The following is a 25,158-nucleotide window of genomic DNA, read 5'->3' on the forward strand; positions in this document are numbered from 1 at the left end:
TTAATGCACTAACTCTGCTTCCTCTTCCTCTACCATCAATGGCTTGCGACTTACTTTCTCCTGCAGATACTGGAATATTACATACAATACCGGTATCACAAATACACCTAATATTACACCGGTCAACATTCCTCCGGCCGCACCCGTACTAATAGAACGGTTACCCAATGCCGACGATCCTGTTGCTCTCATCAATGGTAATAACCCCGCAATAAAAGCAAATGATGTCATCAAAATTGGGCGTAAACGCAGACGGGAAGCTCTGATAGCCGATGCAACCAATCCCATACCACTACGACGGCGCTGTACCGCATACTCCACAATCAGAATCGCATTCTTTGCCAACAAACCAATAAGCATAATTAAACCAACCTGCACATAGATGTTGTTGTCGATTCCGAACATATTAATGAAAATAAATACTCCGAATATACCCAGTGGAATAGATAAGATAACAGCCAATGGGAGAATATAACTCTCGTATTGTGCTGCCAGCAGGAAGTACACAAAGATCAGACAGAGTGTAAAGATGATCAATGCCTGGTTTCCGGCACTGATTTCCTCCTTCGTCATACCTACCCATTCAAATGCATACCCTCTTGGCAAATATTGCGCTGCAACTTCCTCTACCGCCTTAATGGCATCACCACTACTATAACCTGGTTTTGCTTGCCCGTTAATTGTTACCGCATTAAAGAGGTTATTCCTGGTTACGGTTTCCGGACCGAATACGCGTTTTAATGTAACCACAGTATTCATTGGCACCATCTCTCCGTGCGCATTCTTCACATATATACCATCCAGAGAAGCTGGCGCTGATCTGCTCTCCGCTTCTGCCTGAACAATTACACGATAATACTTACCAAACCTGTTAAAGTCAGATGCATACATACTTCCGTAATACACCTGCATGGTTTGCAGAATATCACTAACGGGAATGCCTAATTGTTTTGCTTTCTTATCATCGATCTCAATTTCATATTGAGGATGAGAATTATTGAAAGTGGTAAACGCAAATGCTATTTCCTTACGCTTCATCAATTCACCGATAAAGCCATAAGCTGTCTGGCCAAGTTTATCCAATGAACCACCGGTACGATCCTGCAACACCAGCTCAAAACCCGCTACGTTACTAAATCCTGGTACTGTTGGCATGTTAAATACAAACACGCTGGCTTCAGGAATCGCTGCTAATTTTTGTTGCAGCATCCCCATGATTGCCTCAATGTCTTTTACTGCACCACGCTGATCATGCGATTTCAACTTAATAAACCCTACACCAGAGGTAGCACTGCTGGAGTTAGAAAGGAAGTTGAAACCCGAAACGCTCAGGTACATTTTAGAAACGTTCAGACTTTCAATAATATGCTCTACTTTACTAACTACCTCGCGGGTACGTTCCAGGGAAGATCCCGGCGGCATTGTTACTGCATATACAGCAAACCCCTGGTCTTCTGTAGGAATAAATCCAGATGGTGTTTTTCTCATCATCCAGAAAGTGGCACCTATGATTATCACTAATCCGCCTATGGTTACCCATTTACGTTTTACAAGGAATTGAAGGCTATTGACATATTTATTAGTCATAGCATTAAACCCGGTATTAAACGCATTGAAAAAACGTTTCTTAAAGCCTTGCTTTTGAGCAGGTGCATTTCCATGTCCATCTCCATGCGGATTCTTCAGAATCAGGGCACAAAGTGCAGGACTAAGTGTCAATGCATTAAGCGCCGAGATGATAATGGCTATAGCAAGGGTAAAGGCAAATTGCCTGTAAAATACGCCGGCCGGACCTTCCATGAAACCAACCGGAATAAAAACCGCCGACATTACCAGAGTAATGGATATAATCGCACCTGAGATCTCCTGCATGGAAGATAAGGTAGCATTGCGGGGATTTGCCCCTCGTTCCATTTTGGCATGCACGGCTTCCACTACCACGATGGCATCATCCACCACAATTCCGATGGCTAATATCAACGCGAAGAGTGTTAACAGATTGATGGAGAAACCGAACAACTTCATGAAGAAGAATGTACCAATAATTGCTACTGGTACAGCGATAGCAGGAATCAGTGTAGACCTGAAATCTTGCAGGAAAATATACACTACAATAAATACCAGGATAAATGCTTCTATCAGTGTGTGTTTCACCTGATCGATAGATTCATCAAGATATTCTTTAGTAGAATAGATATTAGAATATTCGACACCCGCTGGTAAACTAGCGGCGGCTTTTACCATCAGTTTATTAATCTTTTCCTGGATTTCGTTCGAATTGGAACCTGCCATCTGGAAGATAGCAATACCAATACCATACTTACTGTTTACACGGGTATCGCTACCATAGCTAAAGGAACCAAATTCAACTCTGGCTACATCTTTCAATCGAACTACGGAACCATCGGCGTCTGCACGCAAAATGATTTCTTCATATTGTTGATCCTTATTTAGCTTGCCTTTGTATTTGATGATATATTCGAACGATTCTTTACTTCCTTCACCAAAACGTCCGGGTGCTGCTTCCAGGTTCTGATCGCGTATAGCGCCCAGTACTTCCTGTGGAGACATATTATATGCAGCCAGTCTGTCTGGTTTCAGCCAGATACGCATAGAGTAATCTTTAGCACCGAACACCATAGCCTGACCAACACCATTTACCCTTTGAATTTCCGGGATGATGTTAATTTTTGCGTAGTTCTGCAAAAAGGTTTCATCATATTCATGTTTGTCGCTGACCAGGTTAATAACCATGATCATGCTGTTTTGCTGCTTTTGAGTGCTGATACCAGCCTGTACAACTTCTGCCGGTAACAAGCTGGTAGCTTTAGCCACGCGGTTTTGTACGTTTACCGCTGCCAGATCGGGATCTGTTCCCAGCTTGAAGTAAACGTTTAAAGTCATGGAACCGTCGTTATTGGAGTTGGAGGTCATGTAAGTCATGTTTTCCACTCCATTTACGGCCTCCTCAATTGGAGTAGCCACAGAGCGGGCTACCACTTCCGCGTTAGCACCCGGGTAGGAAGCTGTAACGGCTACACTAGGCGGGGCTATTTCGGGGAACTGGCTCATTGGCAACGTATATAGTGCCAATATCCCCAGCAACACAAGGATGATAGATATAACTGTAGCCAATACAGGCCTTTGTATAAATTTTCTAAACATAGAAACAAGAGAGTTTAAAGTCGTGACACCTTAGGTATCAGACGTAATAAAAGGGTGCTGACAACAGAGAATGGCATCTCCGGTAGAATGCTAATGCATTCGCAAACCAATAATCACAGCCATTCTCTGCTAGCTTAGAGCGGCCTAACTTTTAGGAGACTGTCAAGAGAAATCTGTAATGGAGTGATAGGCGTTCCATCATGTAATCTGTCTAATCCAGAGTATACAATGCTTTGTCCTGCTTTTACTCCTTTCTCTATGAAATAGTAATTACCACTTTTGCCGGCAATGGTAATTGGGGTACCAGTTACCTTGTTACTATCGGCAACAACAAATACCATTACTTTATCCTGTAATTCAAATGTTGCTTCAGTTGGAACAATTACAGCATTGGCAAATTCTTCAGGAATTCTTACTCTGCCTGTATTACCCGAACGTAGTAAGCCAGAAGCATTTGGGAAGGTAGCACGGAAACTAACGGCGCCCATTGTTTTATCGAATTGGCCTTCCATTGTTTCGATTTTGCCTTTCTGAGGGAAGATGCTGTTATCTGCCAGTTTCAATTCTACAGCAGGTAATTGTTTAACTTTTTCTGCGATGCTGGCGCCTGGCGTTTCATTTTTAAACTTCAGGAAATCCTGCTCACTCATAGAAAAGTAAGCATATACTTCACTAACATCAGATAATACAGTAAGTGGCTGAGGTTCTGCTCTGCCAACCAATGCACCAGTTTTATAAGGTATTCTTCCGATATATCCACTAACTGGTGCAGTGATTAAAGTATATCCAACATTGATATGTGTAGTTCCTAATTGCGCCTGTGCTTGTCCGACAGCTGCTTTTGCTGCCTGATAATTTGCCTGGGCTGTTTTCAGTTGTACATCAGAAACAACTCCATTATTTACCAGAGGAGTAAGGCGATCTACTTCTACCTGTGCTTTTTCGAGGTTAGCTTTTGCAACCTGAAGGGAAGCGCTGGCATTGCTTTGTTGCTCATTGTAGATACGATCATTAATTTTAAAGAGTGGTTGCCCGGCTTTTACATAAGCACCTTCATCTACGAATATTTTTTCGAGAATACCTTCCACTTGCGGACGTATTTCAACGTTTACACGACCTTCCAGGGAAGCGCTGTATTCACGATAAGTGGTGGCAGGTAAACTGCTCACTTTTAATACAGGTAATGGAGAAGGTTGATGCCCCTCGGTTTTTGCCTGGGATGTGCTGCATCCAGACAAGGAAGCGAGAATAATTACGCTATAGAGTAAGCCTGCCGGCCAGTTTACAAATGTTGACTTCAATGAATTCATACGACTTTTTTTAAAACATCTAAACAATAAAATCCCATTTACGATTCATGCGCACAAAAGTGCAGACATGCTTCGTAGCAATCAATATCAGTGACAGCAATTGGGTTTTGTAAATACAGAAAGGACAGCTATTAGATACGCTATTCGTAATAATGTTACAGCACATTATACGTACAGGTACCTTGCTTTGTTACTTCTGTAAAAAGAAAAATGAAGATTCGCGGTTGGCCGCTAACAAATTCTCATCGGTTTTCAATTTTAGCATGATGCACGGGCAGCATCATTTAATTTAAACACTGTGCAAAAATAGATATTTAAAGTTAACGGACGTTTAAATTATTACGGGTTTAACTGTACTTTTCACGGATACTCTTTTGGAAAGAAAGAGGGGTATGTCCCGAATGCTTTTTAAAGAAACGATTAAAATAAGCGTCATCTTCAAAATTTAATCTTGCTGCAATCTGTTTCACCGAATGTTCCCCCCAGTATAGTAACCGTTTTGCCTCCATAACACGCTTTTCATCTATAAGGAACTTAGCATTCCTACCTAGCAAATCTTTAACCGTATCATTTAAATGCCCAGGCGATACATACAACATTTCTGCATAATCGGAGACCTGCGTTTTCACACGATAATGCTGATCAACCAACATTTTGTACTGGCGTACCATATTATGCTGGGAACTTTCGCCTTCTATCCACTCACCCGATGGAACTGAAATTCTTCCACACACAACCACAAATGCACTTAGTAAAGTACGTATTACCGTATCTCGCTTCAGATTCTCACCATTGAATTCTCGCATTATTAAATTAGCATATAATAATAATTCTTCAAGTTGGCTATTATTTAATGGAATGATTCCTGAACTGAATAAACAATGCCAACAAGTAACAACGCCCATCATCTCCGGAACCATAAACTCTTCCGTAAAGTAGATGTTAATTAATTCAATGTCCGGGCTCATCTCATGCTGATGAACCTGATTAGGTTCCATCAGCATGATAGCCGGTGCTGTTACTTCGTATTTCTTGAAATCGAGAGATTGTCTTATGCTTCCTCTGATTAAAATATCTATACTAAAACCATTATGGCGATGCGGTACACTCATCTCATTCGCATCTTCACATCCACGCCATTCTCCAATAAAAAAAGGAGCGCCATTAGTATAATCACAATTATATACCTGCGTATCAGAAATGCGTGTTATAACGCCAACTTCTTGCATCATTGTGCTGCACTTTTTTAGGGTAAATATAGTGGGTAAAGGTAGCTGATATAAAAATTCATACCATCTATACCGGAATAGATAATTTATATATTATTTATTCTCTTCTGCGTTTTCTGCAGACCTTTCCTTTACCTGCACCAGATCACTCAATTTTACATTAATAGGAATGTTCCCAATCTTTACAATCGCTCTCTTATCGCGTAATTCCAGGACTTTTCCGACTTGTCGGTTAGTCTTGATCTTCACCTGCATTCCTACTTCAATAGTTCCGGAAATTTCTTCAAATTTCTCCTGTACTTTTTTATTGAGTTGCTCGTTTTGTTGTTTCTCACGGCGGCGGAACAATAAAATTTCAGCCAGTTTAATTACTTTATCCTTATCGTCGTTGCGCTTCCACTCTACAACAATTTGTTTCAACTTACGCTCCATATCCTTCAGATATTGTAAGTCATCTTCCTTAATCTTATTCTGCAACTTAAGTAAGGTAAACTGCTGATGTTTACGTTCCTTATCGGCCAGGACCTCATACTCTTTTTTCAACTTCTCATTTTCCTTCAGCAATTTTTGCAGATCCTTTTCTTTCTCTTCTACATGCTGCAAATCCTGCTCTGCTTTATTAAGGAGCTTATCGAGTTGAAAGTGTCCTTCATCTACCAATTTCTTGGCTCTGGCTATTAATGCCGGATGCAGGCCAATTCTTTCTGCAATAGAGAAAGTATAGGAACTACCTGGTTTTCCGACCATTAATTTATACATAGGCATCAGAGTTTTTTCATCGAAGCCCATTGCCCCGTTGATAATACCCTTAACCTTATTTGCCATGACCTTCAAATTCAGATAGTGAGTAGTCACAATTCCATAAGCATGCTTTTTCGCCAGTTCTTCCATGATTACTTCAGCAAATGCCCCTCCCAGATTAGGGTCAGATCCACTACCTAATTCATCTATGAAAAACAATGTTCTGCCATTGGCATTCTCCATAAAGTATTTCATGTTCTTCAAGTGAGAACTGTAAGTACTTAGTTCGAATTCCAACGATTGGGTATCTCCAATATGAATCATCAACTGCTTGAAAATTCCAAAAGAAGAGGAAGGATGTACAGGTACTAATAACCCTGCCTGCAGCATAAGCTGAATCAGTCCAACTGTTTTCAGGGTTACCGTTTTACCACCGGCATTGGGTCCGCTGATTACCAGAATATGCGCCTCTTTATCCAGTTTAATATTTACCGGAATGGTTGGCTTCTGGTTTTTGCGATTGTATAAAAGTAATAAAGGGTGATAGGCTTGTACGAGATTCAGTTCTGAATGTGGCACCAACATTGGATAATTCGCATCCATGTCTAATGCCAGTTTAGCTTTTCCTCTGATAAAATCGAAGGTGCCCAGTATTTGATAATAACCATTGAGCAATCCGGAGTAAGTGCTAAGCTCGGAAGTCATTGTTTTCAGAATACGATATACTTCTCTGTTCTCTTCCCGCTCAAGTGACTGGACATCATTATTAAGGTCGATCGTTTCTTCGGGTTCCAGGAAAGCTGTTTTACGGGTATCTGATTCTCCATGAATGATTCCCTTTACCATTCGCTTATTTTCGGCGTAAATGGCTACTACTCTTCTGCCATTGAGGAAGGCTTCTTCCTGGTCGGCGAGGTAATTTAGCTTCTGTAATTTCTGAAGAATACGGTCGAATACTCTGCGAAGCTCGGTACGTTTACGAAACAGGGTAATGCGGATTCTGGCCAATTCCGGAGATGCATTATCTCTGACCTGTCCGATTTCATCCAATACGGCATCGATAGTTGCGGTGATCTTTTTTTCATAGTGGGTATCCTGGATTACGTCGAATAATCCGGCATATTGAATCCTACGATCATGATCAAAGAATTTCACAATGCTATGCATGCTTTCCGAAAGCTTCCGTATTTGCATTGCCTGCTCCCCTGTGAGTACTGCTCCTTCGATTTCCAATAATCTTAATTCTTTTTTTAAGTTGAGAATATGATCATTCGGAAAATGCTCTTGCAGGAGCGTTAGTTGTTTATATTCATGGGCCTGTTGAAGGCGGCTTTTTACGTAGTCTATATGCGTATGCAGGCGAAGGGATGCTGCCATCTCCTTACCTAATTCTGTTTTGCAATGCTCTTGCAGCAATGCCTGAACTTTATCGAATTCCAACTGCATTAACGCAGACTCAGGAAAGTATTTCAAGTTGAAAATATTTAATGTAAGATTGGCATACCCTATAATAATAAAATAGTTATGCCGAGGTAATTGTTTACTATCAGGCGCAAACGCGCGTTGCCAAGTGTTTGGCGGAGAAAAGGTGCTGGGAATCTATTTTTTAATTCTTGTTCATCGTTTTAGTCATTATGTTTTTCAAACATATCCGTTTTACCGGTTTATCTAGTTGTTCCTGCTGCGCTGATGTACTTTTTTGGCGGTTTCAGAGGGCCTGTGGGTTCCTTCTAACTGCAAAAGAACGTTAAAGTTACTAACTTGTCGCCTCTCTGCCTCATTTATTACGTAAATTATAAGTAAGAAAATTATGGCAAAGAGACAGATTCTCCACGCAATGGAGCCACAGTATTGAATTTGCCATGCCATGAACAGCTATAATTTTTTTAAATTTATTTTTATGAGGAAATATTTCATCTTTATCAGTCTGATCAGTATGGCCTTATTTGCCTGCGCTCAGAAAAAAAATAAAGTCCCAAATTATATGGAAGTAAACGATCATACTAAAACAGCTACTGCCGTATTTGGAGGCGGGTGCTTCTGGTGTACTGAAGCACAATTCCAAAGCCTGGAAGGGGTTTATAAAGTAGAATCAGGTTATGCCGGGGGAAATGTGCCAAACCCGACCTACGACCAGGTTTGTACCGGAACAACCGGACATGCTGAGGTTATCAGAGTTACTTACGACCCGGCTAAACTCAGTTATAATGAGCTTTTGCAGGCGTTTTATTTAAGCCATGATCCCACTCAGCTCAATCGCCAGGGAAATGACGTAGGTACCCAATACCGCAGTGTTATCTTTTATGGCAATGAACAACAAAAAGAAGAAGCTGAATTCTATACAAAGAAATTGAATGAGTCAGGGGCGTACGATAAACCTATTGTTACCCAGATTGCACCTTTGGATAAATTCTATGTTGCCGAAAATTATCACCAAAACTATTATAACGAAAATGGTTCACAACCGTATTGTATGATGGTGATAAGACCAAAGCTGGAAAAATTTAAGAAGGCTTTTGCCAGCCATCTCAAAAAACAATAGCTAAAATACAAAGTGCAAAAACTTAATATAAAACTATTTTATATGCAGTTTTTGCACTTTTTTAATGTGATATGTCATTAATCTGAACTTTTTAAGCGATTTCTGCCAACTTTTAATAAGTTTTCCTTAATTTAATAGGCATCAATCAAAGTTCCACAGATTAATGAGCACTGAACAAGTATGCCCCTGGTGTGGTAACGCTAACGCACCAGAACGAACTAATCTTACTTCCCAACCTAATGTATGCCCGCAGTGTCTGCGGGATCTAAGCAACCTAAATGGTCCTGCTGCCAACAAAATCGCGTCTACCCGTCGGAAAATCGAAGAAAATTCTATTCAACTATGCATCAGTAGAGGTAAAATCAACGCCATCAAATATTACCGCACTGAAATGAATAAACTTCCCGGCATCAGCGTCAGTTTATTGGAGGCAAAAGAAACAATTGAAAGTATGCTTAACGCCAGGAGACTACATGACCTTGTAAAACCTCCGGGCAGAAATGGATACGTTATCGCTCTATTCCTACTGGCCCTTATTATCGCCAGCATCATCTACTTCTTTACTCATAGATAAATTGTTCCTTTCACCCGAAAATAGTAACTTTGTACTGTAATAATATAAATTACAGTATGAATAATAGCCGTTTCCCCATCTCACTCCATATTCTCACTCTGCTCGCCAGCGATGAAGGTGTGCTGAAGTCGTCTGACCATATAGCAGGAAGTATTAATATCAATCCTGTACTGGTTAGAAAAGAAATCAGTAACCTGCGCAAACATGGCATGATCGAAAGCAAGGAAGGAAAAAATGGTGGGGCTACTCTTTCCCGCCCTGCCAACCAGATTTTATTATCTGAAATTTATCACGCCGTACAACAATCATCATTACTAGGTAATAGTAAAAATAAGCCGAATCCAAACTGCCCGATTGGCCGCCAAATAAACCAACACCTCGACGATTTGTATAATGAATTGGAAAATGTGCTGTTAAATAAACTGGCACATATGACATTGAGCGATTTCGTTAAGCAGTTTGAAAATCAGTAAACAGTTATGCACTTAAACGAACTTAAAAATATTAGCCGCGATTACAAAACCACCAATGAAATGCCAGTAATGTTCATTGGCCATGGCAACCCGATGAATGGAATCAGCGATAATGCTTTTACCAAAGCATTGGGCAATATGGGCAAAGCTATCCCCCAAAAGCCCAGTGCAATTCTCGTAATCTCTGCTCACTGGCTTACCAAAGGTACTCATGTACTGGTTTCTCCTCACCCTACTACGATCCATGACTTCGGCGGATTTCCTGAACCACTGTATCAGGTTCAGTATCCGGCACCAGGTGCACCTGAATTGGCAAGGGAAACCAAGAACCTGATAACTTCAGTAAATGTGGTGGAAGACCATGAATGGGGTCTGGATCATGGTGCCTGGACTGTATTACGTCATATGTATCCTAAAGCCGATATTCCTGTATATCAGTTAAGTATTGATTATTATCAAAAACCAGAGTATCATTTTAAATTAGCTGCTGAATTGAAAGAGCTACGTAAAAAAGGTGTACTGATAATGGGTAGCGGCAATATCGTCCATAATTTACGCCAGGTAAGTTTTTCTGATAATGCAAAGCCTTACGACTGGGCTATTTCTTTCGATGAAACAGTTAAAAAGAAACTCTCGGAAGGCGCATTCCAGGATCTGATAAATTATCATGAACTTGGACAGGAAGCAATGCTCTCTATTCCAACTAATGATCACTACCTTCCTATGATTTACACGCTGGGTCTGATTAATAAAAACGAAGTTATTCAGTTTACATACGAAGAAATACAAAATGGCAGCATCAGTATGCGATGCTTTCAGACAGCGATATAATTTAATTTTAATTTGTTGTAATAAAATAAAAAGGCTGATCATTAATCAGCCTTCAATATAAAATTAAGCAACGGTTAACCGAAGCTTTAGAAAATCGCCTTCCTGTTCTAAAACTTTTTCTTCGATACTAACATCTATTACTTTATTCACTTCCTCTTTAATATCTTCTGTAACCCTAGTAAATCCAAGGAGTTTTGATACCATTGGCACTGCATCTTCACGTTGAATAGCAATGGCATCACCTACTATCTTCTCTAATGCCAGGGTCAGTTCTTCCTGAGAAATGTAATTGATCTTTCGAGCTACTGCTGGTAAATGGCTCCTATTACGCAATACAGGAGGCGACATTGCCAGATCCCATAAAAACTGCCCTTTTATTTTGATGCGTTTACTTGCATCGGCATGTCGAACTGCATGTCTCAATATTTCTCTGATACGTGGTCCTACTCTCGTAATACCTGCAGCTTCTACCATCCGTCTTGCTACCTCATCAAAATGTACAGGGCTTTCAACGTTTACAATCTGCTGCACCCAATCGCACAACTGGCCAATAGGATGCAAATGAAACTCTTGTTGACCTATCGCTGGGGGCAGTGTAGCTGTTTCATAAACCGGAATACTGATTTCCGGAACAATCACAGTTTCTCTGGTCAGCTTTGCTACTTCTTCTGCAGCAATAGTATTCTCATTATTCTCTGTACCCTGCTGACGTTCATGCTCAATAGCCGCCACTAATTGTTGTAAGGCTCTTACAGGATCTCTTAACCAATCTATACTCCATATCTGGTAAATCTTCCAGCCCATGGCAGTTAATACCTGGAAACGAAGCCTGTCTCTATCTCTGGCCGATCGAGGCGCCTCATAGGAGGCCCCATCACAGATAATTCCCAGTAAATATTTCTCGGGATGCAGTGGATCAACAATAGCCATATCAATATAACAACCCTTAGAGCCAATCTGGCGTCTGACGGTATAACCCATTTCTTCCAGCTTAGCTGCTACATGGGTTTCAAATGGCAGGGTTTCTGGTCTTATGCTCTCTTCCGGTATATATAACTTACCATGCTGAGCAAAATATAAAAAGCTTTTTAGCGATTGAATACCATAACTCTTTGTTTTGCTTAGATCAATATCATCGGCCGTCATATTGGTAAACACAGCACAACGACTCTTTGCTCGGGTTATCAAAACATTCAGTCTCCGCTCTCCTCCTTCATTGTTGAGTGGACCAAACGACATAGGAATGGCTCCGGTTTCCGTACGTCCGTATCCGATAGAAATGAAAATAACATCTCTTTCGTCTCCCTGCACATTCTCCAGATTCTTAACAAAAAACGGTTCATCGTGATGGGCCGAAAAAAACGCCTCTAATTCCGGTTGCGCTCTGCGCCGCTCTTCCAATACATCAGTAATCGCCTGGCGTTGTGCCGTACTGAAAGCCACAACACCCAAACTCATTTGTGGATACTTTTTCGCATGCTCCATCACAGCATCTGCAACTACTTCTGCTTCCTTAGGATTCGTACGTGTTTTACCTCTATCATAAACCGCATCTTTCAGATAATGAAATACCAGACCTTTTTGGTCTATAGATCCGGGTCCTGGAAATATTACCAATTTGTTTTCGTAGAACTCCTGATTTGAAAGTGCAATCAACGACTCATGCCTGCTGCGATAGTGCCAGCGCAGCATACGCTGAGGCGCTCCCTGAGCATCACATAAGCCCAGGATGCTTTGCATATCTGCTGTTACATTGTCTTCGTCCTCAAAATCTTTCGTCAGTGTATCAAAGAAACTGGTAGGTGGTAATTGTTTATTATCACCTACTACAATTAATTGCTTACCACGTAATATAGCTCCCAGGGCATCTACCGGTCTAACCTGACTCGCTTCGTCAAATATTACCATATCAAATTCCAGTGATGCCGGAGGTAGGAAATTAGCAATAGACATTGGACTCATCATAAATACAGGTTTAACCGCCTGAATAGCTAGTCCAGCTTCCTGCATCAGTTTCCGCAACGGCATATGCCTGGCCTTTTTATTAAACTCTGTTCGGAGGATATTTACTTGTCCACCAGCCTCCATTGGAGGAAGATGTTCCCAATGTTCCAACGCTGCTCTTGCCCTGTTATATTGTAAATTGAGCTGATCTAATTTTCTGAAATCAGCTATAATTGATTCATGGCTTCCTTTTTCGAATTTACGTAATGGCAACTGGGATTTCACCGCCGTTTCAATCAGAAACTCGAACCATGTTTTGTGTAATAATGTTTTCAATAACTGGTTTGCAGCCGTCCAGCTTTCTGCAATTGGAAGCAGGAAAGCTAAATTCTCCTGTATAGCTGTTTCCGATATATTATTCCATGCAATCAGATGGTGAATTTCAGGAAGTTTACTAATCCATTTCTGAAGTAACAATTGTTGTATTTCAAATGGTTTAGGAAACTCTGTTTTCTGATACTGTAATTGTGATAAAGTTGTATCTAACGCCTGGCGATAAGCCTGTAGCATCTGCTCCAGCAATGCTTTATCAGATGTGGCAATTGCAGCGGAAGGATACTGGCTGAGATATTTAATAATTTCTACCGGAAATTGTTCCTGCTTAACTCGTTTATACGTTTCAGTTATATATGCTGTGGATTGTTTTAATGACTCCCAATCCGTCATAAATTTTTGCCAACGGCTTCCATATAGCGTACTACCTAATCCGGCGTTTGCCTTCAGAGTGGCATCCTGACGTCGAAACTCCATGATTGCATCTATATATGCCAGTTTTTCTTCATTGCCGGCTGGCAATTTTTGCTTGCATAAGGCGGCCAAACGGCGATTACTGCGTTTATAGGCACCAATCAGAAACTTATACCATTTGTTGCCATGGGCAATCAGATTCTCCCTGATTTCGATTACATCTTCTTCCCAGGCTTCAGGTATAAGGATTTCCTGATATTGCTGTCTGATAGAAGTAGCTATAGTTCCTGCTTCCAGCCATTCGGCAATATCTGAGGCCTGAACTATCCAGGCTTTATTATTGATGTCGAGTTCACTGATATCCGGTTGTTGTGCTATCCATTCAGAAAGCATTATTAGCTCTTCAATACCGCTTTCACCTGCAGGAGCAGCCAGGCCAATCTTAGTAGCTATAGGCAATGCTGCTTCAAGTAAAGAAAGCAGACTTTCCTGCAATAAGTTTAATTGTTTTGCCAGCAACTCCTGCTCATGGGGTAGTAATACCGTTAATTTACTCCCTTTAAACACCAGTGCCGTTGGCAGACCAATCTGTTGCAGGCAGGCCTGAATACGTTGGGCCACTGCAGTAGCTCTGGTCATTGTTACCGAATCCCAGCTTTCGATTCCCGGAATTGTTAGTAGGGGTAAAGCTACCCCAGCTACTTCTTCGTTTAAGCGTAATAGATGCCCGATCAATTGATGGGCTGTTAACCCGCTTTTTGCAATTTCCGTATTAATTGCCTGGCAGTAATTATTTAATTCAGCTCTATGGCTGTCTAATAACTGTACTTCTTCCTGAAGCTGTTTTATGGTTGGTTTCCCTAATTCCAGCACCCGGCGCAGCTCATGGTGTAACTCTTTCTTATTGGCTTTATGGCTATGAAGTTCCAGACAAGCTTCTCCTAACTGAATATTATCCAGGCGCCTTTTAACTACTTCCAGTGCAGCCAGTTTTTCTGCTACAAATAATACTTTCTTACCACGACCAATTGCATCTGCAATGATATTCGTAATAGTTTGAGACTTTCCGGTACCGGGAGGACCCTGAATAATTAAATTCCGTCCTTCCTGTACTGCAAGCATTGCCTGAATTTGGGAACTATCGGCATCCAATACCTGGAATAGTTCACCGGCATTGGAATTTGTATCTAAAAAAGCTGTTTCGGCAACAGTAGGTAAAGTGTCTGTGAAGCCATTTCCAAATAGGCCTTGCATAACCGGATGTGTGAGTACATCCTGGTCGTTCTGCCAGTTGGAAACATCAAGGTCATTATAGATCAAAAATTTACCGAAAGAGAAGAAGCCCAGTTCTATTGCGTCTGGTTCTACTTTCCAATGTGGTATTCCTTTTATAGCAGCAGCTATTGAATCGAAGTAGGCTTGCACATCAATATCCTCAGTTTCAGGCAAGTCTGGCAATTCGAGATTGAATGTTGCCTTCATTTTGGCTTGCAGGGAAATATTTCCTCCTATTTCCTCCAAAGAATACTTCAATCTAAATCTTTCCCGCACATTGGATCTTTCCAATGTAACAGGGATTAATAATATGGGAGCCTGACGAATCTCTTTACTATTATCCTCCTCATACCATTGCAACATACCCAGAGTTAGATACAGGATATTTACTCCCTGTTCTTCAATACTCATTCTGGCAGCATAGTATGTATTTAATAATCGGGTATGCAAACTAATTTGGTTCTCATTAGTTTGCAACCGGGTATCTGTAATTACTTCTTTGGAAACTGGTTCGTTGTAGGAAACAGCAGTATTGTCGTCCTGTTTGGAAATAGAACGACCTAAAAAAGACATAGTTTTATTTTCCCTTACCAGAATATCATAAATAGCAACAGATTGCTCTTCTACTATATGTAACCCTTTGCTGGCAGGCAACTTGTAGTTCAACAATGGATTCCTAAGCCCCAAATCCAGTAACTCTTTACGAGAGGATTCGAGCCTGGTTAATATGGATGCGATCATAACCTGTAGTGATAAAAACGGCACAAATATACTCCTATTAACGCGGAACAGGGGTAAGAAGTATAAGACGTGGATAAAAACATTAAGGGCTAACCAGATTTTAATTCCGGTTAGCCCTTCTGATTATAGTTGACTGTTCTAAAATCTTATTAAAGCCAATTTGCCATCCATGGTACTGAACAGCAGTTGTTTATTGCCCAGGGGAGTTACAGTGTTAACCAAACAGTTAGATAGTTTATATTTCCATAACATTCCATGTGTTTGAGCATCTATTGCATAAACCACACCTGAATGTGTGGGTGCATAAATCACTCCATCTCTTTCCACACATGATGCCGGATCTAATTCATAACCCATGTCAACATCTGCATTCCAGTTAATATGCATGCTGTCTGCAACTGTAGAAACTCCATAAAGCTTACCCTCCATCGTTTTAATCAGCACATCTGTACTATCGGCGCTAAGACCAATAGATTCACGTACCCTGATATCAGGATTTGTTTTGCGCCAGATTACATTACCTGTGGCTGCATTGAATGCAGTCATATACCTGTCCGGAGCCACAATAAATACTCTATTGGCGGCTGCTACAGGCCAGCAAGCGGCAGGAGAAAACATTCTGTTGGAGGCTCCATTATTCCACTTCCACTTCAATTCACCTGTTTTAGCATCAAGTGCGTAAAAATCATTCCCCCAGCTACCGAAATAAATATTACCCTGGTAGTACAATGGTTTATCTTCCACAAAACCTATTACCTTATCGAAATCCCAGACTAATTTGCCATTCGTTATATCAATTGCCCTGAAGTGGCCATCTGAGGCTCCTGTATAGGCAATTCCATTGACGATGGTTGTACTGGCAACGATAGGTTTATCAGTTTTATAATTCCATAATTGTTTACCGTTGGACGCATTCAAACAATAGATAATACCGTCTGAAGATCCTACTACCAGCTTATTTCCTTCTATCGCCGGAGTAGCATAAATTTTACCCAGGGTTTTATAGGTCCATTTACGTTTTCCGTTTTGCAGATCGAGGGCATATACTTCTCCGGCAGTATTGGTAGTAATCACCAGATTCTGATACAGTGCAATTCCCGCACCGATATCGCTGTTATCCTGATATTCCCATACTTTTTTAACAGCCGGAAAAGAATCGTTCATTGCAAAAGAAGGACGTTCGTAAATCTTTTTGTCTGGTGCTGCAAGAGCTGCAGTAGCCCATTGGCGGTTTTTACCAATTACCGGAGTTCTTTCTTCAAAAGTAGCTTTACCATCCGCAATAGTTACAATGTTGTAACCTCCGATGCTGTCTTTGGCGCGGAGATTAGATCTACACATGACTCCGGGAATTCCATCAAAATCGAATTGTTTATTGGTATGCCCATGACCACATAGAATCAGTTGAATATTGAATTGCTTTAGTCTGTCGATCGCTTCATACCAATTGTTGAGATCCGCATTTTGAGGATAGTGATTTATGTAGATGATCGGTGTTTGTTTGTCGACCTTCTTTAACATCTTATCTAACCAAACTATATTCTCACGAGGTACCTGTCCGGGGCCCATCCGCATATTTGGTCCGCAATTGGTACCGATAAACTGATAGCCTCCATACTTAAAATCGAAGGTTTCGCTGCCAAATACTTTACGGAAAGTATTACCTCCACTCTCCGACCACTTGGTATCGTGATTCCCGGGGATGATGTACCAGGGCTTTTTCAGTCCGTCTAATACAGATTTGGCAAGACTCAGTTCAGCGTCAGCTCCAAACTCGGTGATATCGCCGGAGATAATGACAAATGCGAGGGCAGGTTGACTATTAATATCACTCACTGTTCTTTGGAGATCTTCCAATGCATTATCACTTCCTATATGCGTATCTGTTATTTCAGCAAACTTAAACGATTGCTGAGCTACGGCGGCGGGAGTTATTCCCACCAGCAGTAGCAATCCTGTTAGTATTTTAAAATAGGTTCTCATGGTACATTCCATCCTTCGTTTTGTACAAGATTCTTATTTAATAATAAGTCTGTCAATGGCAGCGGAAACAAGTAGTTCTTTTTCTCTGAAAAGGTCTTTGGTAAATTTGGAAATACCATCAATCTACCTTTTGTTCCATCTTCCAGTTTCTTATCATTCATAATATAGTATTGAACTGAGCTGTTGGCCGGATCAGGTTTCTTGTCAACAATCGCCACATCTGCCTTACCATCTCCATCGAGGTCTAACTCTCCTTTTGCCGGAACATACATACCATAAAACGGATCTGCTAATATATCGCCCATTTTCCATCTCATTAGATCCTGGTATCTGAATCCTTCGGTTGCCAGTTCAATTCTTCTTTCTCTGCGCACTTCCAATACAACCGGATTAATTTCACCCGGAGTAGTTGGCCTTGGGCGATAAAGATCTGATAATTGTGGATCTGGAATAATGTTGGCTACATTTAAATCTGGCATTCCTACTCGGCGACGTAACAAGTTAATAGATTTATCTGCATTCGCCTGGTTTAAATCGCCCAGGATCGCTTTCGCTTCAGCATAGTTCAATAATACCTCTGCATATCTGAAAATAGGCAAATCGTTGGTATTAGTATTATAAGCATCCTGGTTCGTGCCAGTTACAAATTTTATACCCTGATAACCTGTTAGCGAAACTGTGAAATCAGTAACCAATTTTTTGGTAGTTCCGATACGCATGTAACCGGGAGTACGGATAATCTGTGCCAAACGAGGATCACGATTCTGCGTTTCCTCCAGGAAGGTTTTAGTTTTATATCCTGGCTGTGCGGAGAATGGAGTTCCATCACTCATTAAAAAACCATCTATAAAGGATTTGGTATACCCTGGCATGGCTAATGTTGAAACTGTGAAAACACCATTGGCAGCATGTCTTTTTTGCTGACCATCATCGTATACTTCAGCAAGAATTACTTCATCCGGATTAGCGCTTTCTGCCACAAACAGATTCATATAATCTTTTGATGGATTCCCTGTACTATATAGCTTATATCCACTGGTAAACAGCGCTTCAGCCGCGGCAACAGAGGCTTTCAACAAATCAGTTGCATCGCCTTCCAGCTTTAATTCGGTATGATACTTACGATATGAACCTTCGTACAGACAAACACGTGACTTCAGTGCTAAGGCTGTCCATTTAGTTATTCTACTGATACTTTTTGTAGATGCCAGATGGGCAATTGCATAATCAATATCTGCGATAACAGAATCCATCACTTGTTTACGCGGTGTTCTTGGGTTGTATAGCTCGGGGCTCGACTCATTAAGAGATGTGCTATACCATGGTACATCTCCAAAACGCTTTACTTTATCAAAATAAAAACTCGCACGCCAAAAACGGGCCATACCAGCATATTTGGCTTTTACACTATCCGGAGCCACTGCACGATTATAATTTTCCAGGAAGAAATTAATATTTCTTAATCTATCCCAGGTCCAACCTGCATCTCCGGCACTTGATGGTGTAATTAATCTTCCTGCAACCAGGTCTGAGTTCGATGATTCAACGTTATCACTATTCCAGTCGTCGGAATATACACTGGGTCCTGGCAGATAGGCATAGAAACCATTTGTATAAATTTCGAGGTCTTTTTCTGTATTAAAAAACTTACCCGGCTCTATCTGGCTTTTAGGTGATTTATCCAGAAAGTCTTTCTGACAGCTGCTCACCAACGCCAATCCGGATAAAAGTAATGGTATATAGTAAGATACTTTTTTCATATCTCTGATGTCTATTAGTAATTAAAAATTAATGTCTAAACCGAAGGTATAAGTGCGTTGCAGCGGATATACGAAACCGTTACCATTGCCAGCAGCATCAGGATCATCTCCGATGGCTTCCGGATCAAATGCTTTTGAAAGTTTTGTCCAGGTAAAGAGGTTTTGTCCGGAGAAATAAACTCTGACTCTGTCGATCTTCGCCAGCTTAGTAATACGGTTAGGAATAGTATAACCCAGACTAACATTCTTCAAACGCAGGTAAGCAGCATTTTGTAAATAGCGTGTTTGTGCTACTGTTAATGCATTTCCACCATTTAAAGCCTGGTAGGCACGTAATCTCGGGAAGTAGGCATCTGTATGCTCTGGTGTCCAGTAGTTGTTATAAATATGCTCATAAACCGGTTGGTTCCATCTGTTGTAGAAACCCCAGAAATTACCAGATTCAGAACCTGGCCAGAAATCTTTCTTTCCAATACCCTGGAAAAATACATTCAGGTCGAAGTTGGAATAATTAGCACCCAGATTTACTCCGTAAGAATAACGGGGAGTGGTGTTACCAATAACCATCATATCTCCCGGATCATCGTAAGTATTTTTACCATTGTTGATCTCCCCATTATTATCTATATCTTTAAACTTAATATCTCCTGCCAAGGGGTGACCGGATACTTTATAGGGAATTGCAGAAACTTTCTTCTGATCTGCATGATTTTTATACTCATCATCGGTTTGGAAGAAGCCTTCAGTTACATATCCCCAGATTTCACCCAATCGTTGTCCTTCGTAGTAATCACCCAGGTATTTGGATGGGTTGTCGTACCGTGTAATGGAAGAACGACTATCTGCCAATACTACTGCTACGTTATATCCAAATGGTTTACCAGCTACTTTCAGTTCATCTTTCCATTTCATAGAAAGCTCCCATCCTTTGGTACTGAGGTCCGCAGCATTGGTACGAGGCTCTCCTGTTCCTAACACCGCTGGTAAGGATTTGCTTTTTGTGAGCATGTTGATGGTTTGGCGATTGTACCAATCCGCACCAATTTCAAGTCGGTTATTTAACAATCCCATATCCATACCGAAATCCAGTGTTCTGGCACTTTCCCAGGTAAGGCTTCTGGCAACAAGTCCAGGGGCATATGTTACTAATTGTTTGGTTCCATCCAATACCGCACCGGCTGTTGATACATTCATTAAACTGTAATAAGAATAGTTGCCTGTTTGTTGATTACCCAAAGAGCCATAAGATGCTCTCAGTTTGAGTGAGTTTACTGTAGGTTTCAATACACTAAAGAAGTTTTCCTCACTCACTAACCAACCTGCAGATACTGAAGGGAAGAACCCAAAACGGTTACCAGAAGGGAAACGGGAAGTACCATCGTAACGTCCGTTTGCTTCAACAAAATAACGACGATTAAAATTGTAGGATGCACGATAGAACAAACCACGTATGGCCCATGCATTATAGTCGTCCCCCAATTTTTTCTCTCCTGTTGTCAGGTTTAATGAGCCATAGTTATCACTGATATTGTTATTGCCTGACGCATAAAACCATTTGGCAGTACTTTGTTCCTGATTGTAACCAGCCAGGAAGTCTATATTATGTTTGCCCAGATGTCTTTCATATTCTGCATACAGGTTGATAGCTGAATAAATATTCTCATCAAATGATGAATAATAGAAATCCTGGTTTGAGTAGGCAGCCACGTTACCTGGCACATTCTCATACTTAAGCTGGCGGGCTTTTCTTTCGTAACGGTTCTGATTTTGTACTAAAGTTGCATCTCCGTTAATTCTCAGGGTATTATCGAAGAAATTGGTTTTGAAGCCTGCAGTATTACGGAAGATTTGTCTGGTTTGAATTTCCCTGCCTCCGTCTACCAGGCTTCCGAATACCAGCATACCGGCCTGAGTCCAGTTGCCATTTGGAGTTTTAACTACTTCATAAGGGTTAGCAAACAGGGATAAATAGCGGTAAGCATTGAAGTTACCATTTACAAAGTTATTGGGAGCATCGTTCTTACCATTATCATACTCACTATTGGTATAAACTTTCAACCAATCCGTTGCCTGAAATTCGAGGCGGGAGCGGAAGTTGTAACGTTTATACTTATCCGTTGCCACCCGAAAGGTTCCATCCTGAGATTGGGCACCACCAGAAATGTAATAGTTGATTTTTTCATTACCGCCAGAGATGCTTAAGAAGTTCTTAGCGAATGGCTGTTTATCGTTAAAAAATTCGCTGTACCAATCAGTGTTTCCACCACGAATCCATTTGTTATTGGGAACATCTATTCCAAGCGCTGGTAGAGATGGATCTGCCTGACGTTGTTTCAAATAATCGATTACCTGTAACATATCAGGAGAATCGGTACCTGCATATCCGCGATATGCTTCATTTTGAATAGTAGCTGCGGCCAGCGGATCTTTAATCACTTTAGGAATACCCATAGGAGAGCTATAACCCAGTGAATTGGAATAATGAATATTTACCTTACCGTTAGCTCCTTTTTTAGTGGTAACCAGAATTACTCCGAAAGCTGCTCTGGCACCATAGATAGCAGCAGATGCAGCATCTTTCAAAACAGAAACACTTTCCACATCTTCCGGATTCACCATATTAATATCTCCTTCCACCCCATCAATCAGGATGAGGGGTCCGCCTCCATTGATGGAAGTAGTACCACGCAGGTTGAAATTACCTCCTCTGCCGGCGCGGCCATCAGAGAAAGTAATATTCAGGTTAGGGATAACACCTTGTAAACCCTGTGCAACGTTGGTAATCGGACGATTTTGGAAAACCTCTTTACCTGCCTGGTTTACAGCCCCAGTGATCTCTTCTTTTTTACGGGTACCATAACCAACTACCACTACCTGTGATAAGAGTTTATCTTCCTGTGGTAGTTTCACTGCCAGAGTGATATGACTATCCTGGCTGATGGTATAGCCGGTATATTCCTTTTTCTCATATCCAATAAGGGAGAAGGCAAAAGTATATTTCCCGGCGGGTAATTTGGTGAAAACGAAATTACCGTGTTCATCGCTTAATGTACCGGATTTCGTTTTCTTTTCTACATCTATCGCTATCACATTTACACCAATCAATACAGCACCTTTTTCATCGCGAATAACGCCTTTTACCATTGGTGCGGATGTTTGTGCATTCGCCAAAACCGGCAACAGGCACAATAAGATAAAGGCATAGCAATGCCGTAACAACGGCAATAGTTGTTTTGTAAACTTCATAAGTTTGTATTATGGATAGGTATTAATTTTTAGAGATCTACTCTCCTTATTTGGTGCTTAGAATAATTGTACTATCGTGCTTTTCAATATTTAGATTATTAAGATCGGCCAGAACCTGAATTATATTACTAAAGGATTCCGTTTTATTAAATTCCCCTGTGAAGGTGGCCTTGTCCGACACAGCAGGCATGGTTACGCTTTCATTGTAATACGCTTGCAGCGATTTAATTACGTTTAACAATTTTTCATTGTGGAAATTAAATGTTGAATCTGTGATGACAGTTGTATTTTGAACTACTATTTTGTTGGCTTTAGGAACAGGAACTGCCCTTGCAACCTGTATTCCTGGTACTTGTTCTTTTACATTAAACATATCTCCGGGCAATAAAACTACCGGTTTAAAAACTTGCTGCATATGCGTGCCCGTTACCTGTACTTTTCCTTGCAACAAGGTTATGCTCACTGTGTTTCCCTTACCTGTTTCAATACCAAATCGGGTACCTAGTGCTGTTGTGACAATCTCATTGGTGGTTACACTAAATGGATGCTTATCATCTCTGGCTACATCAAAGACTGCACTACCCTTAAGAGTGATATGGCGATTTTTAAGAAAATCGATACTGAACTTAACATGGCTGGCTGGAGATAGTTTAATCCAGGAACCATCCTTTAATGTGATTAATTGACTATCGTGACCCTGGTTAATTATTGTTGTATCTGTTGCTATTTTAGCGGGAGAATCAATATTCGTAGCCATTGGTTTGGTTATGGCAGGTTGATTTACCAAATAAAAACCAGCTCCGGCCAATAGTAATACTGCAGCTGCGGCCCACCATTTCCAGGCATTGGATCTTCCGTTGGAAATTGGTACTACAGGAACTGTAGCTTTTAATATTGCAGCTTTCATATTTGCAGAAGCGGCAACTGATGGTAGTTCTACCTCATTTTCTGCCGGCAATTCTTCATCAAAATACTTGTCCAGTAGGTCTGGCTGTTGTTCAAGCAACACTAATAGTTCATTTTTTTCCTCTTCGGAACATTCACCATTAAAGTATTTTTGAAGCAATATTTTTAAATCCTGCATAAACGAAGCTGCGCATTTATAAGAGTATACGATTGTCGGGCAGGTATCCCCTAGTCTGGGAAGAAAAAAATTATTTTAAGAGGTGGCGAAGTTGCTTTAATGCTTGTGTGATATGGTTTTCAACAGTTTTGGGAGAGATGGCCAGTTCTATGGCTATTTGTTTATGGGAGAGACCACGGTAACGGCTAAGGTGAAATACCTTCTTGCGAACAGGGGGCATTGCCTCCATTACTTTTTCAACAATTTGCAATTGTTCATTACTAAAATCTTCGGTTTGTTGAGTAGGGGCAACTTGTGAAATATGTTGATTATATAGTTGATAGGCTTTTGCGTCACGTACTTCTTTTCGTAATAAATCTATCAACGAGGTTTTCATGATACGTAGTAACTGTACTTCGAGTGGCCAGTTGGTCGACAATTGGTGGCGGCTATTCCATAGTTTTATGAAAGCAATTTGTACGAGTTCTTCCGACAGATATTTAGAGCTGGTTTTTTTATAGAAATAACCGTATAACCTGCCATGCCATGCATCGTACAGCTGCTCCAAAGCACTATGATCGCCCGATTTGATTGCTGCCAACAAGTCCTCCATGTCCAATTAGTTATTACTGCACAAACCTACTGTATGTGTTAGTTGCTAGTATGTTATATTTCTGTGAACTACCGGTTTGGTTGAGAACCGAGACAAAAGTCAAAGTACAAAAAAGCTTCGCATACTATACTAAAAATCAGTAAAAAAAATTTCTCCGGGTTCTGGTTGAAAAATCCGGTCAATAACGTGAATTATGAATTTAATTAATAGCTAATTAATTAGACAATATTAACTTATTGATTAATTGCAGCAAAATTATTGGGGTATTAAATGGTGTCAGACCAATAAATATTTCAAGTTGCCATACTTATAATCAGACATGCATAAAAAGGAGGCCATATCTTTAGGAGAAACTTTTATTGCGATTTCAGGATAACGGATAATAAATTTCTTAAAGGCTTTGCTGATCTCCTTTTCTTTAAACATTTCCTTTCTCTCATCTATTCTGAATATCGTTTCCTGTTGCAGGATACTATTCATTAGCTCTCTAAAACATGGAGATCCTACCACCATTGCATCCAGGTCTCTCTTCGGAAATAATACTATTTCAGAATCACACGCTGCAATTATGGTTTCATCAGAAGCTGTATTCAGGTAATAACTTCTTGGAGTAGTACCGAATTGATTGGTAGAAATAAAGTAAAGAACACCTTCCTGCCCATGCTCATTTTTCCCTGAAACTTTCAGGACACCATTATTAATGAAGTAAATTCCTTTTACTCTTTGCCCTTTCTCTAAAATTACTTCCCCTGCTGATACTTTTTTGTATTGAAGAAAATTGTGAACTCTTTGTAAATCGATAGCATTCAGGTCATAAAAAAGAGCAACAAAATCAAAAAACTGCTTTAAATTCTCATCAATAACCATTTTTAAAATAAATTTTGAGGTTTGGAGGGTTATGGAATAGCCGGTGGTGACTAT

The 25,158-nt window shown here is 40.6% G+C and carries 15 protein-coding genes; 4 read left to right on the plus strand and 11 right to left on the minus strand.

The window, feature by feature from the left end:
* The 4 genes from DVR12_RS18275 to DVR12_RS18290 form a co-directional block, all read right to left on the minus strand.
* Entirely contained in the window at positions 1–3,165 is a 3,165-nt protein-coding gene (locus tag DVR12_RS18275; protein ID WP_116977236.1) for an efflux RND transporter permease subunit, read from the minus strand.
* Between the two features lie 134 nt (positions 3,166–3,299).
* Positions 3,300–4,475 carry an efflux RND transporter periplasmic adaptor subunit gene (locus DVR12_RS18280; RefSeq protein ID WP_116977237.1) on the minus strand — a complete coding sequence of 392 codons (1,176 nt, stop codon included), beginning with the start codon at positions 4,473–4,475 and terminating at the stop codon, positions 3,300–3,302.
* A 347-nt stretch (positions 4,476–4,822) separates the two neighbouring features.
* A complete protein-coding gene (locus DVR12_RS18285; protein WP_116977238.1) occupies positions 4,823–5,707 on the minus strand; it encodes a helix-turn-helix domain-containing protein in 885 nt (294 codons plus the stop codon).
* A 90-nt stretch (positions 5,708–5,797) separates the two neighbouring features.
* Positions 5,798–7,918 (minus strand): endonuclease MutS2, encoded by a 2,121-nt coding sequence (locus DVR12_RS18290; protein ID WP_116977239.1) that lies wholly within the window; start codon positions 7,916–7,918, stop codon positions 5,798–5,800.
* Positions 7,919–8,345: 427 nt separating this feature from the next.
* Between DVR12_RS18290 and msrA the strand changes: the two genes are divergently transcribed.
* From msrA to ygiD, 4 genes are all read left to right on the plus strand, one after another.
* Positions 8,346–8,987 (plus strand): peptide-methionine (S)-S-oxide reductase MsrA, encoded by a 642-nt coding sequence (gene msrA, locus DVR12_RS18300; protein ID WP_233522424.1) that lies wholly within the window; start codon positions 8,346–8,348, stop codon positions 8,985–8,987.
* 163 nt (positions 8,988–9,150) lie between these two features.
* Positions 9,151–9,561: a hypothetical protein gene (locus tag DVR12_RS18305; RefSeq protein ID WP_116977241.1), complete on the plus strand. Its 411-nt coding sequence runs from the start codon at positions 9,151–9,153 to the stop codon at positions 9,559–9,561.
* A 56-nt stretch (positions 9,562–9,617) separates the two neighbouring features.
* A complete protein-coding gene (locus DVR12_RS18310; RefSeq protein ID WP_116977242.1) occupies positions 9,618–10,034 on the plus strand; it encodes an Rrf2 family transcriptional regulator in 417 nt (138 codons plus the stop codon).
* A gap of 6 nt (positions 10,035–10,040) precedes the next feature.
* On the plus strand, positions 10,041–10,865 hold the full coding sequence (gene ygiD, locus DVR12_RS18315; RefSeq protein WP_116977243.1) for a 4,5-DOPA-extradiol-dioxygenase: 825 nt from the start codon (positions 10,041–10,043) through the stop codon (positions 10,863–10,865).
* A 63-nt stretch (positions 10,866–10,928) separates the two neighbouring features.
* Here the strand turns inward: ygiD and DVR12_RS18320 are convergent, their stop codons facing one another.
* The 7 genes from DVR12_RS18320 to DVR12_RS18350 all read right to left on the minus strand — a co-directional run bounded on the left by DVR12_RS18320 (position 10,929) and on the right by DVR12_RS18350 (position 25,104).
* Positions 10,929–15,572: a DUF3320 domain-containing protein gene (locus tag DVR12_RS18320; RefSeq protein ID WP_116977482.1), complete on the minus strand. Its 4,644-nt coding sequence runs from the start codon at positions 15,570–15,572 to the stop codon at positions 10,929–10,931.
* 138 nt (positions 15,573–15,710) lie between these two features.
* Entirely contained in the window at positions 15,711–17,555 is a 1,845-nt protein-coding gene (locus DVR12_RS18325; protein ID WP_116977244.1) for an outer membrane protein assembly factor BamB family protein, read from the minus strand.
* Positions 17,552–19,315, minus strand: a complete 1,764-nt coding sequence (locus DVR12_RS18330; RefSeq protein ID WP_116977245.1) for a RagB/SusD family nutrient uptake outer membrane protein — start codon at positions 19,313–19,315, stop codon at positions 17,552–17,554. Before DVR12_RS18330 ends, DVR12_RS18325 begins: the two co-directional genes overlap by 4 nt.
* A 21-nt stretch (positions 19,316–19,336) precedes the next feature.
* Entirely contained in the window at positions 19,337–22,561 is a 3,225-nt protein-coding gene (locus DVR12_RS18335; RefSeq protein ID WP_116977246.1) for a SusC/RagA family TonB-linked outer membrane protein, read from the minus strand.
* A gap of 46 nt (positions 22,562–22,607) precedes the next feature.
* Positions 22,608–23,645, minus strand: coding sequence for a FecR family protein (locus tag DVR12_RS18340; RefSeq protein ID WP_116977247.1), 1,038 nt, complete (start codon positions 23,643–23,645; stop codon positions 22,608–22,610).
* Positions 23,646–23,715: 70 nt separating this feature from the next.
* Positions 23,716–24,237 carry an RNA polymerase sigma factor gene (locus DVR12_RS18345; RefSeq protein WP_116977248.1) on the minus strand — a complete coding sequence of 174 codons (522 nt, stop codon included), beginning with the start codon at positions 24,235–24,237 and terminating at the stop codon, positions 23,716–23,718.
* A 276-nt stretch (positions 24,238–24,513) separates the two neighbouring features.
* Positions 24,514–25,104, minus strand: coding sequence for a Crp/Fnr family transcriptional regulator (locus tag DVR12_RS18350; RefSeq protein ID WP_116977249.1), 591 nt, complete (start codon positions 25,102–25,104; stop codon positions 24,514–24,516).
* Positions 25,105–25,158 lie beyond the last annotated feature (54 nt).

Origin of the sequence: Chitinophaga silvatica, assembly GCF_003419895.1 — a bacterium.
GTDB lineage: Bacteria > Bacteroidota > Bacteroidia > Chitinophagales > Chitinophagaceae > Chitinophaga > Chitinophaga silvatica.